At 39.2% G+C, this 15,579-nt stretch carries 13 protein-coding genes; 4 read left to right on the forward strand and 9 right to left on the reverse strand.

The window, feature by feature from the left end; all coding sequences use genetic code 11:
• Positions 1-28 precede the first annotated feature (28 nt).
• Positions 29-3,307, reverse strand: a complete 3,279-nt coding sequence (locus FY049_RS13870; RefSeq protein WP_166783404.1) for a LysM peptidoglycan-binding domain-containing protein — start codon at positions 3,305-3,307, stop codon at positions 29-31.
• 215 nt (positions 3,308-3,522) lie between these two features.
• On the opposite strand from FY049_RS13870, the gene dnaQ reads away from it, so the two are divergent.
• The 3 genes from dnaQ to nudC all read left to right on the forward strand — a co-directional run bounded on the left by dnaQ (position 3,523) and on the right by nudC (position 7,473).
• Positions 3,523-4,944, forward strand: a complete 1,422-nt coding sequence (gene dnaQ, locus FY049_RS13875; protein WP_446083869.1) for a DNA polymerase III subunit epsilon — start codon at positions 3,523-3,525, stop codon at positions 4,942-4,944.
• Between the two features lie 127 nt (positions 4,945-5,071).
• Positions 5,072-6,715, forward strand: coding sequence for a chemotaxis protein (locus tag FY049_RS13880; protein ID WP_446083870.1), 1,644 nt, complete (start codon positions 5,072-5,074; stop codon positions 6,713-6,715).
• Positions 6,715-7,473, forward strand: coding sequence for an NAD(+) diphosphatase (gene nudC / locus FY049_RS13885; protein ID WP_105714544.1), 759 nt, complete (start codon positions 6,715-6,717; stop codon positions 7,471-7,473). The genes FY049_RS13880 and nudC overlap by 1 nt, the downstream gene beginning before the upstream one ends.
• A 42-nt stretch (positions 7,474-7,515) precedes the next feature.
• Here the strand turns inward: nudC and FY049_RS13890 are convergent, their stop codons facing one another.
• The 4 genes from FY049_RS13890 to FY049_RS13905 form a co-directional block, all read right to left on the reverse strand.
• Positions 7,516-8,418, reverse strand: coding sequence for an alpha/beta hydrolase (locus FY049_RS13890; protein ID WP_446083871.1), 903 nt, complete (start codon positions 8,416-8,418; stop codon positions 7,516-7,518).
• Entirely contained in the window at positions 8,402-9,109 is a 708-nt protein-coding gene (locus FY049_RS13895; protein WP_004722055.1) for a BON domain-containing protein, read from the reverse strand. The genes FY049_RS13890 and FY049_RS13895 overlap by 17 nt, the downstream gene beginning before the upstream one ends.
• A gap of 105 nt (positions 9,110-9,214) precedes the next feature.
• Positions 9,215-9,631 carry a YraN family protein gene (locus tag FY049_RS13900; RefSeq protein WP_004722057.1) on the reverse strand — a complete coding sequence of 139 codons (417 nt, stop codon included), beginning with the start codon at positions 9,629-9,631 and terminating at the stop codon, positions 9,215-9,217.
• A 13-nt stretch (positions 9,632-9,644) separates the two neighbouring features.
• The gene (locus tag FY049_RS13905) at positions 9,645-10,595 is read right to left on the reverse strand and encodes a penicillin-binding protein activator (RefSeq protein WP_446083872.1); all 951 of its coding nucleotides are present in this window, start codon (positions 10,593-10,595) and stop codon (positions 9,645-9,647) included.
• 10 nt (positions 10,596-10,605) lie between these two features.
• Between FY049_RS13905 and rsmI the strand changes: the two genes are divergently transcribed.
• The gene (rsmI, locus tag FY049_RS13910) at positions 10,606-11,451 is read left to right on the forward strand and encodes a 16S rRNA (cytidine(1402)-2'-O)-methyltransferase (RefSeq protein WP_004819970.1); all 846 of its coding nucleotides are present in this window, start codon (positions 10,606-10,608) and stop codon (positions 11,449-11,451) included.
• Between the two features lie 380 nt (positions 11,452-11,831).
• Here rsmI and FY049_RS13915 read toward each other — a convergent pair whose 3' ends face one another.
• The 4 genes from FY049_RS13915 to FY049_RS13930 all read right to left on the reverse strand — a co-directional run bounded on the left by FY049_RS13915 (position 11,832) and on the right by FY049_RS13930 (position 15,567).
• Complete coding sequence (locus FY049_RS13915; protein WP_004722066.1) at positions 11,832-12,083, reverse strand: hypothetical protein; 252 nt, start codon at positions 12,081-12,083, stop codon at positions 11,832-11,834.
• A gap of 175 nt (positions 12,084-12,258) precedes the next feature.
• The gene (locus FY049_RS13920; protein ID WP_419339033.1) at positions 12,259-13,497 is read right to left on the reverse strand and encodes an FAD-dependent monooxygenase; all 1,239 of its coding nucleotides are present in this window, start codon (positions 13,495-13,497) and stop codon (positions 12,259-12,261) included.
• Positions 13,494-14,705, reverse strand: coding sequence for a 2-octaprenyl-6-methoxyphenyl hydroxylase (ubiH, locus tag FY049_RS13925; RefSeq protein WP_105714546.1), 1,212 nt, complete (start codon positions 14,703-14,705; stop codon positions 13,494-13,496). Before ubiH ends, FY049_RS13920 begins: the two co-directional genes overlap by 4 nt.
• A gap of 307 nt (positions 14,706-15,012) precedes the next feature.
• Positions 15,013-15,567 carry a GNAT family N-acetyltransferase gene (locus FY049_RS13930; RefSeq protein WP_446083873.1) on the reverse strand — a complete coding sequence of 185 codons (555 nt, stop codon included), beginning with the start codon at positions 15,565-15,567 and terminating at the stop codon, positions 15,013-15,015.
• Between the last annotated feature and the right edge of the window lie 12 nt (positions 15,568-15,579).

Genomic DNA, 15,579 nt, shown 5'->3' on the forward strand with positions numbered 1-15,579 from the left:
TTTAAACGTCGTTCCAATAAAATGGCGCTTAAAGATTCGGAACTTTAATAATGCTGCCAATGCGTAATGAAGCGTTTGGTTTTATTTCATTCATCTCAGCAAGTGCACTGGTATCAATCCCAAACTTGCTGGCTAAACGAATCAATGAATCACCGCTTTTCACTTTGTATTCAGTCACTGTTTTAGGAATACGAATAGATTGTCCACGTTGTAAACCCGCACGTGGGCTCAGATCATTCAATTCAGCCAGTTCTTGAACTGACATACCAACACGATTTGCAATCGCATTTAACGACTCACCAGACTTCACCGCATAGCTTTCAGTATTCTTACTCGAAGCTTTAGCTGTTGCTTTCGCAGTCGCCTTTAGGTCTTCTTTTTCTTTAGATAGCGTGGATTTACTGGGTAATTCCCCATCAAGCTTTAAGCGTTGTCCAATATCCAAAGCCTGATTACGCGACAAACCATTTAATTCACTTAAATAAGACAATTGCAGTTTATATTTTTTTGCAACGCTTGCCAGTGTTTCACCTGATTTGACCACATGGATATCTTTACTAGAGCCTTCTGATTTCGACTCATTTCTCGCTTGTGCTTTCTCTTTACTGCTAGTTTCAGGCGTGCCAGTCAACTTCAATTTCTGCCCAACAAACAAACCAGATGTACTTTTTAAACCATTTAAATCGGCAATTTGGTTAACTTGCAAATTATACTTATTTGCCAGCGCAATTAGGCTATCCCCAGATTGCACAGTATAGGTTTCTGGTGTTGTTGTTCCAGCAGGGATCTTAATGATTTGACCCACAAGCAAGTTTTTAGATGTCGAAATTTTGTTTAACTCAGCTAATTCTGCCAAGCTTAATTTAGACTGAACCGCAATACTGGATAAACTATCGCCACTTTGAACTTTATAGTTCTCAGTTTTATAGGTTGTTTCAGCTTTTACATTCTTAAACTTACTTTGATCAATCACTTTAGAGTCAAGTTTAGCTTCTGGCTCATTGACTTCACTGAGTGGCACATTGATCTTTTGCCCCACAAATAAGCTACTTGAGGTATCTAGACCTGGAGTCAAATCAGCGAGTTCATGTACAGATAAAGCATAACGATCGGCAATCACTTTAAGATATTCGCCACGTTTAACTGCATAAGCCTTAGTCTTGATTTTTGCAACAGGCTTAGAGGTATCCGCACGAACCACTGCTTTATTGATTTCAGATAATTTATCATCTGAAGCATCTTTAAGCTTTAATTTCTGACCGACAAATAAATTACTGTTGGTATTCAGATTATTATAATTTGCCAATTGTGAAACAGATAAATCAAACTGATTTGCCACACTGGTTAAACTGTCATTTGGTTTAACCACATAATTGGCTGGAGCTGAATCCGTGGTTTTGCGAGAAACCACAGGTGTATCAATTTGTGGTTTGGCATCATATAAATACAAAGTCGCCCCAACAAATAAAGTTCCGTTTGGATCAACTTGGTTCCATTTGGCAATATCGCGCCAATTTACGCCATTCTTTAAAGCAATCGTTGCTAAAGTATCCCCTGCCAAAACGGTATAAGTACTGCGTTTACCTCTTGGTGGTTCAACCACAACTTCAGTTTCGGTTTTCTTAAAGTTCTTATCCTGATTCAGTTTGGCTTCTTCCGAGTTTGCAGGTGTGGTATCTGCTAAACCTTTAGGATATGAGAATCCAACCGTATTTTCTTTACCTTGAACTTCTGCAACAGATTGACTGGTTTGAATTGCAGTCAGCTTAATTTTACCATCATACGGGTCAAGCACTTCTGTCCCTTGTGGTGCAATCGCCTTAATCTCTTTAACCACTTCTTCTTTTTCGGCTTGAGTGGCTTGAGGTTCTAAAACTTGTTTAACCGTTTCCTTTTCGCCTTCAGCTTTTACTGCGGCAAGAATTTGTGCTTTTTCACGTGCAGAAATTGGCGGCTCTGCGGCAACAGGTTTCACATTGGCTGCATTGGTCACAGCAACAGGAATACGTGGCGCACTTGGAATATCAGCATTGGCAGCAAATTGCGCTAATGCATCTGAGCCTTGTGGTGTATTTTTGAGCGTACTCAATGAACCTGTGGTTGTCGTGGTGGTTTTTGCTGTTGTTAAAGCAGGTGGCGTCGCTTTACTTGGAGTAATCGATTGAGTCACTGTCGAGGTGACCGCTGTAGGCGTTAAAGTCCGTGTAGCTGTGGTTGGCGCAGTATTGCTTGCCCATAAACCGCTATCAGAACCCGGTTTTAACGCTCTTAATTTTGCATCAATGGTCGGACTAAGATCCGCAGGAATCAAAATACGTAAAGTACTCGAAGGGTCAACAAATTCACCACGATGACCAGGATTTAAAGCATATAATTCAGCGCGACTTAAATTGGTAATTGAAGCAATTTGATTGAGTTGTACGCCCGGTGGAACTGCAACTTCTCTAAAGTGCGGACGATTGGCAATCGGCGGTAAGCTCACCCCATATTTCGATGGGCTTTTAATAATCTGCGCCACGGCTAAAAAGCGTGGTACATAGTTCATGGTTTCTTGCGGTAAACGCAATGACCAATAGTCTGTTGGCAAGCCCGCAGCTTGGTTACGGTTAATTGCTTGCTGGATACGCCCTGGGCCTGCGTTATAGGCAGCCAGAGCCAACTCCCAAGAACCGAATTGATTATATAAACTGCCTAAAAACTCATAAGCGGCACGTGTTGATTCAACCACATCACGACGCCCGTCGTATAAACTGGTTTGTCTTAAACCATAAATTTTCCCTGTACTTGGGATAAATTGCCACATCCCAGCTGCGGCGGCACTACTGGTTGCTGCTGGGTCATAAGAACTTTCAATAATCGGCAATAGTGCTAATTCAGTAGGTAAACCACGACGTTCAGCTTCTTTCACGGTATGGTAAAGATAGCGTGATGCACGAGCACTTAGACGGTCAATATAAGGTTGGCGGGAAACAAACCAGCTCCGTTGCGCATCAATACGAGGATCCCAATGGTTTTCATCCATTTTAAAACCGACTGACATCCGCTTCCATACGTCACCATGTTTTAAAATCAATAGGCGATCGCCCTCTACCGCGCGTATATCAGTTGCAGAAAGTAGATCTTCTAGAGAATCCAGACTGCTGGCATCTAACATGCCTGCTGACTTTGATGTTTGAACTTTTGATGTTGTCGACGTCGAAGAACACCCTGCAGTCAACCCTAATGCTGCGAATGCAGATGTTAATAAGGATAATTTAAAGAAAACAGTCGCAGTAGGTTGCCACAGCATTGTGGTAGGTTTAAACATAAGAGTTCCGAACAACATTTAGTAAATTATTTTATCATTGCCATTTTAGTAGAGCTAAACGCGCTTACAAGGCAAATTTTGAATGCGAATTGCATACAAATGTTACAAGAAATTAAAAAAATCTCAGTTCATGCGTAGAAAACGCCGATTTGCGTATACAATAAATTCTTAAACCACGATGTTCAACTCTTAATTCACTTTCATTGGTTATTACTATGTCACAAACAATCACACTTTATGTCGATGGTGCTTGTAAAGGCAACCCAGGTCCTGGTGGCTGGGGCGCTTATATCATCACTGAAACAGAAGAACATAAGTTGTGTGGTGGTGAACTTGATACAACCAATAACCGCATGGAACTTACCGCAGCCATTGAAGGGATCGCATTTTGCCCAACCGAAGCAAAATTAGTGCTTTGGACCGATTCCAACTATGTAAAACTTGGCATTACCGAATGGATTGAAGGGTGGAAAAAGAAAAACTGGAAAGATGTAAAAAACCCAGATCTTTGGAAAAAACTCGATCAAACCTGCCAAGGTCGCGAAATTGAATGGAACTGGATTAAAGGTCATGCTGGACATGCAGGCAATGAAATGGCAGATCAATTGGCGAATTTAGGTACTCAGCAAATACTCGACGCAAAAAAAAACACCACTGGGCCAAGCAAATTGACTGAACCCTTGGCAGTGGCTGATGATAAAAAAAAACATGAAAAAGACTGGCTGCTTGACGATCCCTTTGGATTTGACCTGATTGAATCAGATGAAATGATAGAATCAGAAATTAGCCCTCAGCAGGATGTCATGCCAGCTCATGAAATTGAGATGGAAGAACCATCTAACCAAGATATCAATGAAAATGATGAGCCAGCAATGAGCCAACCCGCAATGCGAGATATTCATCCACAAATTGTGATTACACCTGCGACGGTCCAGTTACATGGCCCTAAACAGTTTATTCTGGATACCGAGACCACCGGTTTCTATTATCAGGACAGTGACCGAATTGTTGAAGTTGGCGCAATTGAAATGGTCAATCGTAAACTGACTGGCAGTTCGATTCATATCTATATAAATCCAGAAAAACCAGTTGGCGATTCAGAAGCCATCCATGGTATTACCGATGAGTTTTTAAAAGATAAGCCAAAATATAACGAAATTGCGCAAGTTTTATTTGACTACTTAAAAGGCAGTGAAATTATTGCGCATAATGCAAGCTTCGATATGAACTTCTTAGATATGGAGTTCAAGCGCAGTGGTCTACAGGCACTCTCAGAAGTATGTGAAGTAACTGATACCTTGGCGATGGCGAAAAGCAAACATCCTGGGCAAAAGAACTCTTTGGATGCCTTAGTTCGCCGTTATGAAATTCCGCAACGAGATCGTACTTTCCATGGTGCCTTACTCGATGCTGAAATTTTATCTGACGTTTATCTCGCCATGACAGGCGGTCAAGTATCCTTTGACATGGATGCTCTTTCTGCACATACTGATCAGGCGCAAAGAAATACAACTCGGAAAAAAATTGAAATCAATGCCCCAATCATTTTACCTTCAGATGAAGAATTAGAAGCGCATGAGAACTGGGTCAAACAATTTCAAGAAAAACATGGGGAAGCCTGCATTTTTGCAAAATAAAATTTGAAATTGATGGCTATTTTTTCTGTAAAGATGGTCTTCTTCGGCTATATTAAAACTTAGAAAATTAGCCTCATTTTGAGGCTATGAAATAAAACATTCAGATACCCAGGATAGGTGCAGATCAATGTCTTACCAAACCTCTATACATTTTGATCCGACAGCATTACTTATTATTAAAAAAGAAGTCGATAATTCAATTTTACAGGTAGAATCTGCTGTCAGTAGTTTAGTTGAAGACCAAACTTTACCCTTCGGTATTGATGATGCTTTGCTTCAATTTGAACAATGTGTAAATGTGCTGATGCTCATCGATATGCCGCATGTTGCTAAAATTGCGCAACTCTCTGCAGCGGTGATGCGTAAAGTGATGCAAAACCCTCGTGAGATCAATACCCAAGAAGTGATCGCTTTGAGTGAAGGCACCACCATGCTCAAACGCTATATTGAGTTTATTTGCCTTCGTGAAGTCAGAGCGCCACAATTCTTACATGACACCTTAAATCGCTTAGAACTTTCTTTAGGTCTAGAGCTGACACCAGAAGGCCAAGCAATTATTCCTCTGCTTGACTGTGTAACACCGAATTTTAACTTGCCGCAATCACCTGAGTTAGAGCGTTCAGTGTATGTACATAAACTTTATAAATTATGCCTACATAAACTGCTCAAACAGCAAGAAACAGATTTAGATTTACAGGGTATCAAGCTGGTTGGGTCTTATTTGGCAAATGCAGCCAAAGGCCAAGCAAGTGAACAATATTGGGCTTTGGCTGCAGTTGCTTTAAATCACATTGAAAACATCATTCTCAATGACACACGCCTCAGAACGTTAATCAGTATTGAAACCAATATGTCTTTATTCTTTAAAGATCTAAGCGGATTCAAGCCATCTTTATTAGATACTGCCAATATCCTAAGTATTTGTATCAGCCAAGAAGATGAAATATCACAACACATCCGTGAACAGATCAATGTTGGCGAAGATATTCTGACTGACACGCAATTACAAATATTCAGCCGCCATTTATATGGCCCTGATTTTGAAACCATTCATAGTGTGAGCCAACTGATTACGGATGAAATGTCGCAAATCCGTAATGATATTGAGTTTAACTACAAAAATATGAGTGATGAAAAAACGCAAGAATTGAAAAGCAAACTGACTGATCTTGCGCATGTATTTAAAGTCTTGAATCTCAATGAAGCCTATAGTGGACTGAAACAACAGGCTGATCTACTGTCTCAAGACAACATGCTCAAAGATGAAAATTATGCGCAGCAGTTGATGAACAGTATTTTATCAGCGATGAATTCGATTGGTATCTTAGAGCGTAATTACACATCGAGTCGTTTACAGTTAAAAGTGAATAACTTGCAGATTTCATTAGATCGTCTAGATGAAGCACATGCAGCATTATTGACTGAGACCAAAGCGCTGGTTGATTTAAGCTCACAAACATTGGTGCAATATTTACAAGATCCTCCAAGCACAAGTTTAGACCAACTTCCATCACAATTAAGTGAAATTGGTGGTGCACTGTTGTTCCTTGCGGCAAAAGATGGTCAAAAAGCATTGTTACTCTCTGCGGAGTTTATTCAAACGGGTCTTAACAAAGAGCACGTGTTTAACCTTGCACAAGTCAATAAACTGCTTGATGTTTTAGCCAGTGCAGACATGATGATTGAAAATCTACAAAACAAACAACCTGTTTTACAAGCCATGTTTGATGTAGCATTAACAAGTAGTCAAAATTTAAAATCGGTAGCCTAATGTCAGAATTATCACTTGCATATATCTTTCACCATCAACAACTTTTAGTGGATGAAAATTTACAACTACCTAAAGTTGAAAAGTTAGCAAGTGATATCAGCTTTAACTCGGGTGATCAGATTATTGCCCGAGATCTTTTTATCGAAGATCAAATTCCAGAGGGATATCAACTGATCCCGATTCGTCAATTGATTTCACAATGGACCAAATCTGAGTTTGAACAAGCCAGTCGTGCAGTACAGTTGCTAGAGTGGCGAAGAAACCATAAGTTTTGTAGCCACTGTGGTCACGAAACCGAGGTTCATCCCACTGAATATGCTATGGTCTGCCCTAGCTGTCGTTATCACCAATACCCGCGTGTACAACCGTGTATTATCACCGTGATTACTCGTGGCGATAACGAAATTCTATTGGCAAAAAATGCCAAGAATAAAAGCAAGATGTATGGCCTTATTGCGGGTTTTGTTGAAGTCGGTGAAACACTGGAAGAAGCAGTCAAAAGAGAAACGTTGGAAGAAGTTGGCCTACATGTCAAAAATGTCCAATATTTATCCAGCCAACCTTGGCCTTTTCCAAGTAATCTTATGCTGGCCTTTAAGGCAGAATATGAATCTGGTGAAATCGTCTTGCAAGAAGAAGAAATTAGTGAGGCTCAGTTCTTTAAGTTTGATCAGTTACCCGAAACGCCTTTTAGTGGCAGTATCGCCCATGCCATGATTGAACATGTAATTCACAATAAACCGATGCATAAAGACTGATCTTGATTAAAACATGTTCAAATCAAAAATGCCTAGCGATTGCTAGGCATTTTTCATTGCTTCATTTAAAACCTTAATAATTTCAGGCCGGGTTTTATAGAATCGACTAAATAAACTTGAAACACTGCCCATAATTGAAATATGACCAGTTTTAGGTATCGTGTAAATTTCACAATGATTGCCTTGTTCAAGTAATTGCTGTTTAAAATCTAAAGAGTTTTTAGCTTTAACGATTTGATCATTTTCTGCCAAGAACAAATAATGCTTTACCTCATTTTTTTCAACAAAATAATACGGCATTACTTGTTGATAAGGAATGCTTTGATCAAACGCATTCTCGGCTAAAGCATCGCCTTTATAATCGAAATGATAAGGTCCAGCGATTCCAATCAAAGCTTTGATATTTTGTTTGATGGCCAATTGGTAGTGCTTTGGATGATAAAGCAAAGACGCAATATTAAATGCGCCTGCTGAATGCCCCATCAAGGCAATTTTATCCATTGAAATACCAAAACGTGCTTGTTGTTGCTCCAAATAATTCAATGCAACAGCAAGATCATCAATATAGCTTGGAAATTTATGCTCAGGTGCCAAATGATAGTTCAGCACTGCCACGTTATAGCCAAAACGGCTAAACCCCTCGCCTACAAATTTATAAGCACTTTTATCCCCATGACTCCATGCCCCACCATGAACAAAAAGAATCAACGCATTCTGTTGCTTTTTATTAGAAATATATAAATCTAAACGTTGTCTCGCCTTTAAGCCATAGGCAATATTATGCTGAATGGAATAGCCCTTTTTAGGGGTCAAGCCATTAATGGTAATACTGCCTAAATCGTATAAACGAAAATCTTGATAGTGCGATTTAAATTGAGATTTTAGTTGTTCAAACTGCTTTCCAAATCTAACTTTTAAAAACTTTAACCTATTGTTGAATAACATTATTGTTTGGCTCTGTAGCATTAGGATCAATCGCAACAGGTGTCTGTACATCAGGTTGTTGTTGTACATTATTTACCACAGGTGCTGTGAAAGATGAAGGTTGGACCGAATTATTCGCTTGTTCGACATTATCAATCAAGGTCACAATTTTAGTCACATTTCCAACTTTTTGTAAAACATCATTTAAATCTGCAATTTCAGCATTGTTTAAACGACCTAAAACATACAACACTCCGTCTTCTGTATGAATCAAGACTTTATTGTCTGAAACCACAGGCGCTTTCATCACTAAACCACGGGTATTCACAGTGACCGATGCATCTTGCATGATAGTGCTATAACCGATTTGATTACCTACAGTCAGGTAATTATGGACTGCTTTTACATCGCTCATCGCTCGTAGATTATCTTCTGCCAACTGCTTTAAATGCGCATCTGGCACTTGCCCTGTCAATAAGACATTGCTATGAAAACTATTAATATTGACACGAGATTGCTTAAATCGGGCATCCAACTTATACAAGTTGATTTTCGCAGTTCGCTCAATAGAAGAATCAATAAACACTTGTCCTAAAGATCGAACACCACTATCTGTTCCCACTGGTGAAGAACCAGTACCACCTGAGATAAAACTCGCGCAACCAGACAAACTTGCTACACACATCATGGTGATGACAATACGTTTTAACACTCAGCAAGACTCCTATTAATTTTAGCCTGCTAAACAACCCATTTAAACGTCGTTAACATGCTGGAAAATATATTTATTTTTGAAATAACCGTACATAAATTTCAGTCACAGATTAATCAAGTCTGCATCTAAAGTAAATGCATTTTCAATCCAAGATTGATCATAAGAGATTTTACTGAGGTCTTGCTGTACGTTTTTTGCAATTTTATGATGTAAATCAAAACCAATCACATCGAAACGGCAATAATATTGTTCATATTGTGGATATTCTTGTAAAAATTTAAACGCCGTTTTAATCATTTTTTGTTGTTTTGATTGATTTACAGCTTCAAAAGCATGCCCCATCTGTGTCGGTGTTCTTGCTTTCACCTCAACAAAAATTAGCTCTTGTTTAGACTGCGCAATAATATCTATTTCACCAAAGCGCGAGAAATAGTTCAATTTTATGATGTCGTAGCCATGTTGAAGCAGTAATTTCACTGCTTCTTGCTCCGCCCATTGCCCTAAATTATTTTTTGCCATGAGAAGCCTATCATCACAAAGGCACTAAATTATTTTTTGAGCGTTCAAAACATTGCGGAATACGCTCAACACGATTTCCATCAATTTTAATTTTTCCAGTGCGACCATTAAAGGTTAAGCTTTTTACATTCGGATCCAAAACAAATTGTTCAGCAATATGCCAAGCATCTCCACCAAAGGCATATAAACGCTGATACGGTAACGAGGTCGGTTTATCTTTATAAGCTTTGACGACATCATCCCATTCGGCAATGTATAAGGCTGGAACATCACAGAATTTCATCCCTTTAGGCAAGGCCTTTTTTTCATCGACAGCAATGGCTTGGGTATAAATTTTTTTCTTCTGCAATTTGGGAAAACTGGTCAACCATTGGTTTGAACCTAACAGTAAAATACCCTCTAGATCCGAAATCGACTTTGGCATATGCTCTACAGGATCCACTTCACCCATATAATTGGCAAATAATGCATTTAAAAAGCTAATAGATTCCGCTTCTGTGCCTTTTTCACGCACCACATAGAGTTTGCTGACTTTATCATGCTGGATATAATCAAGCAGCGCCAATGCATCGTCATTTTTAGAAAGGCTATATTGCCAAACACTTTTATCGCTAGGATAAACTTCATTGAGTGCCAACACAGGTACTTTAGGCTTTAAATTAATTAAAGCCTCAACATCAGGACGAGCCAAAGGCCCAATAATCATTTTAGTCTTTTTATTGACATGCTGTTTTAACAGGGCTTTGATGGTCTTTTGATCTGAATCGACAAATTTTAATGGTATTTCATTCTTCGAGGCCTGCGCGGCACTTAATATTCCTTGTTTAATACTCAAACCCGCTCGCGACATAGGGCCTGTTTCAGGTAATATAACCAGAATTTCTGCGTGAACTTGGATTGTAAATCCAACCATTCCCAACACAACCACTCTTTTAATACTGTTCAACACTAACTTATTCTTCATGGAGACCTTTATGAGTGCTCAATTATTCGTCGTAGCGACCCCAATTGGGCACTTAGATGATATGACTTTTCGTTCTATTGAAGTTTTAAAGTCTGTTTCTGTTATTGCGGCAGAAGATACACGTCAATCTGCTCAATTATTAAAGCACTATAATATCTCAACTCCGCTCACAGCGTGTCATGATCACAATGAAAGTAACAAAATTGATATACTTATCGAAAAATTAAAAAGCGGTCAGAATATTGCTCTGGTCAGTGATGCTGGTACACCATTGATTAGTGACCCTGGTTTTAAATTGGTACGTGCCGCTCAGGAAAATGGTATCCGCGTCATTCCTGTACCGGGTGCATGTGCTGCTATTGCTGCGCTAAGTGCGGTGGGTTTACCGAGTGATCGTTTTAGCTTTGAAGGCTTTTTATCGTCAAAACAATCGCAACGATTGATTCAATTAGAAAAATTAAAACATGAATCACAAACCATGATTATCTATGAAGCGCCTCATCGTATTTTAGATAGTGTCAAAGATATGGCTGATGTTTTTGGCGCAGATCGCCCTGTTGGTTTTGCACGTGAAATTACCAAAACATTTGAAACGATTAAAAAGATGACTTTGGGCGAGTTGGTGACATTTATTGAAAATGATCGCAATCAGCAAAAAGGTGAAATTGTTTTAGTTATTGGTGGTGCACCAGATGCCAAAGATCAAGATGTTGAACAAGAGAAATTAGATCAACTTTTAAATCGCTTATTACAAGATTTATCGGTCAAAGCGGCATCACAACTGGCTGCGGATCTAACAGGCATCAAAAAGAAAATCGCCTATCAACGTGCTTTAGAGCTGACTAATCAACAATAATTTTATTTCTTGAGTTGAGAAATGCCTGTATAAGCTTTTCTCAACCTGCTTTTCTACAAGCGACTGGTTGCTCTGGTCGCTTTTGTACCTGCCTTAATTTTTAAAACACAATAATTTTTAATCCCTCACTGATCAATCTGGCACTTATAAAAGCTGATGCAGAAAAAACAATCAAAAGCACAACATTACTGATGATTTACTCCGCCTTGCTTTTAAAGTGATTGACAAAAATCAATAAAAATAAAATGATTATTTGATTAAAAATTCAAGAGAAAAATCACAAATAATGATCAATTCAAAATTTAGATTTAATCATCTAAAAGAGAAAATAGACAGCATCCCAACCAAATTTAAAAAAGCACCTTTCGGTGCTTTTAAAATCAATCTTTAGCAGATTCATCTGGTGGAACTTCGGTAATTCTCCCACCGCGCGCTAAAAATGCAGCGACTTCATCTTCCAACGCTTCACGCTGTCTTTTTTTCGCTGTCACAGTGAGTGTTTCAGCTTCAGCTAAATCTGTATCTGAAACTGTCGAATCACTTGCCGCAGCACCTTTTTCAGCCGCTTTAGCTTCATCATCGTCTACTGCATGATCTTCTGAATTATCATCATAATCATTTGTATCTGTCATCTTTAACTCCCCATCAATGACGTCAATGTACCATCCGAAAAATGGTGATGTTTTACAGAGAAATGTATCAAGCTCTTCGCCATTCGACTAGTATCTAGATACACAAAATCGTGTTTTTTTTCATCAAATTCGTAATGTTGTTTAAATGATTGGTTAAAAAATATCAGAAATCCAATTAAATGGCATATTGCGTGCTTTTTAAATTTGCCAACCCATTGGCTTGTGCCATAAATTGATCTTTTAAAAATGGCATATTTTCAACTTGTTTTAAGCCAAAGTTACGCGCCCAAACCAATGGAAATATTTCCGCAGTTTCTAAAAAACCAATCATCGACATACTATGCATCATGGCATCGTTTTGCCCTTTACGCTGGTGTTCATAACGCTTTAAGGTTTGTTCATGCGCCCATACGCCACGCTGTTTATCTTTAAGTAATACATCACACAGAATAGCAGCATCTAAACACCCAATATTTACGCCTTGTCCTGCTAAAGGATGAATCACATGCGCTGCATCACCAATCAAAGCCAGCCCATCTTTTACATAACGTTGTGCTGCACGTGCCTTAAGTGGAAATTGAGCCCGCGGTGTCGCTTCAATGATCTTGCCCAACATATGATGACTTTCACGTGTCAGTAATTCACAAAAATCAGCATCATCTAAGCGCGCATATTCTTCTGCATAATCATCAGGTAAGGTCCAAACGATTGAAATCCAGTGTTCAGCTTGCTCAGGCTTTAAACTTGCCATCGGTAAAAATGCCAATGGGCCAGTCGGATGGAAAATCTGACGAGCCACATATTGGTGCGGTTGTGTGGTACGAATCGCACATGTCAAACCGGCTTGTTGATAATCTAAAACATCAAGATCGATAAATGCTTGATCACGAACAAATGAGTTTGCGCCATCTGCGCCAATCACTAATTTGGTCTTTAGCTCAGTCCCATCTGCAAGTTTAATGATCCAACAACCTACACCCTGCTCTACTCGCACAACTTTAACTTGAGTACGATAATCTTGCAGTTGCTCCAACATTTCCTGTTGGATGGCAAGGTTTAATAAACTTGGTTCAACCATTGAACCTAAGCTTTGCTCAGCTGTGGGAAAGCTTTCTGAGGCTTGCCCAAAATTAATTTCGCCATAGCCATTTTTATTCCAGACTTGCATACCGGTATAGGGCATTTGACGAGCGATTTTCTCCCACACATTCACTGTTTTTAATAGATGAATCGTGGCTTGGCTCAGCGCTAAAACCCGCGGATTAGCAACAGCTAAAGTCTTTTCAGCATTTAAAATAGGGGCTGCATCTAAAACTGTAGCTTGCACACCGCCCTGTGCTAAAAGCAATGCGGTTAAGCCACCCACCAGACCACCACCAACAATCACCACATCTAACATATCTTGCTGTGTCATGCTTTTAATCCCATCGCATAATTGGCAACCAAAGGCTTAATCCCCGGAATCACATCAAAAGCCACCAAGCCAGTATTACGCAATAATTTTAACACTGGATTTTGATTACTAAATCCACGCACTACAGAATCACAAAATTTAATCACACGCTGCTGATCAGTTAAGCGAGATTGTTCATAGGCCTTTAACATCTCAGGTTGACCAATATCATCAGATTGCGCAATTTGCGTTGTGATATAACGCATCAGGACATCTGCGTCACGCATACACAAGTTAAAACCTTGTCCAGCAACAGGATGAATCGTATGTGCAGCATTGCCCATCAAAATCACCCGACCCACCGCTTGTTTTTCAGCAAGCACTTGTGCCAATGGGAAGCTAAAACGTTTGCCTGTTTTTTGGAATTTTCCTGCACGATCACCATAAGTTTGCTGTAAAGCATCAAGGAAATGTTGGTCATTTTCATCACCTAACCATTCATCTTCTGTGCCTTTTTTCACTGGCCAAACCACTGAACGACGACATTCCCCAGGCAGTGGAAGCAATGCCAATGGACCTAAATGGCTAAAGCGTTCAAAGCCCACTTGATGATGTGGTTTAGAGGTTTGTACTGTTGTGACAATTGCCACCTGATCATAATCATGTACATCCACCCCAACACCTAAAGCTTGGCGACAGAAAGAATCACGACCGTCTGCAGCAATCAACAGTTTGGCTTTAAGTGAATGGGTATATTCTTCACCACGATTGGCTTCAACATATACATAGTCACCCTCTTGTTTTAGTGAGGTGACTTGTACACCATCAATCAATTCAATTAAAGCTTGCTGGCGAACTTGAGTCAGTAGTACACGGCCTAGCCATGCATTTTCAATCACTTGCCCAAAACTTTCGACTTTTTCTTGATCTGCGACTAAGCGTGCTTTACCAAAACTGCCTTGTTCAGTGATATGCACTTCGAGGATAGGAGTTGCATGTTCTTGCAAGGCCTCCCAAAGACCAAGTTTTTGATAAATTTGTACGGTACGACGTGATAGCGCGGTATTCCGTGCATCAAAACTGGAATGATAGGGTGCAAGATTGGCATCATCATAATTTGGATATTTCACAGCCTCTAAAAGCTTTACCGCAATATTGGCTTTTGCCAACATTAGAGCCAAGCTCAGCCCAACCATTCCACCGCCGACGATGATGACTTCTTGTTGCATGCTTTTATCCTTTCTATATGTGATTCAGCGTACTGAATACTTATAATCTTGATTGATTTCATATTACATCAAGCAAAGTCATTTTTATATTGAAATAGGAAATTGTTGGCTGTATTTGTACTGAATCAATACGCTATTTTTAACATAAGTATGAAAATTAAAAATTCTAGCCAAGAATTAAGCATGTTATTTAGCTCGACCGATATGGCACTTTAAAGGTATTGTTTAAATATGCAACATCAATAAAAGTGCTGAATCATTACTTGAGTATTGTTATTTATGAACTTACTTGACTAACATCTATTTTTTAATTTATTTCAATCATAAAACCTAGACAATCTCTCTTATTATCTCCCAAAGCTGGAAATATAGCCCAATGCTTTAACAAGGTTGTTTCAGTAAATCCTGTTTCAATCAGAACGTTTCGTGATTTCACATTTTCTGCATCACAAAAAGTCTCAATTCTTTTAAGCCTACTGTTAGTTTTTAAATAGACAATGACAGCAGTGATTGCCTCTCTCATAAAGCCTTGCCCTTGAAATTTACTTCCAAGCCCAAAATGAATTTCACCGTGATCTCCTTTGTGAATAAACATCACAAGCCCCATGGCTAAATTAGTTTTGCGCTCGCCAATAATCCAAGCAAAATCTTTATCATTATTTTCCCATTTTGTACCACTCCAATTTTCAAACATACACTTGGTTTGCTCAATATTGGCATGTGGTCGCCTTTGTAAGTATTTCGAAGACTCCCTGTCTCCGCAATACTCATGAAAAAGTGGAATTTCATTACCTTCAACAAACTTGCGTAGAATCAAACGATTTGTTTCTACTGGCTTAGCTAAAACGGTGTAAGTATCCATACATACTCACCT

This window comes from Acinetobacter sp. 1125_18A, assembly GCF_052824985.1.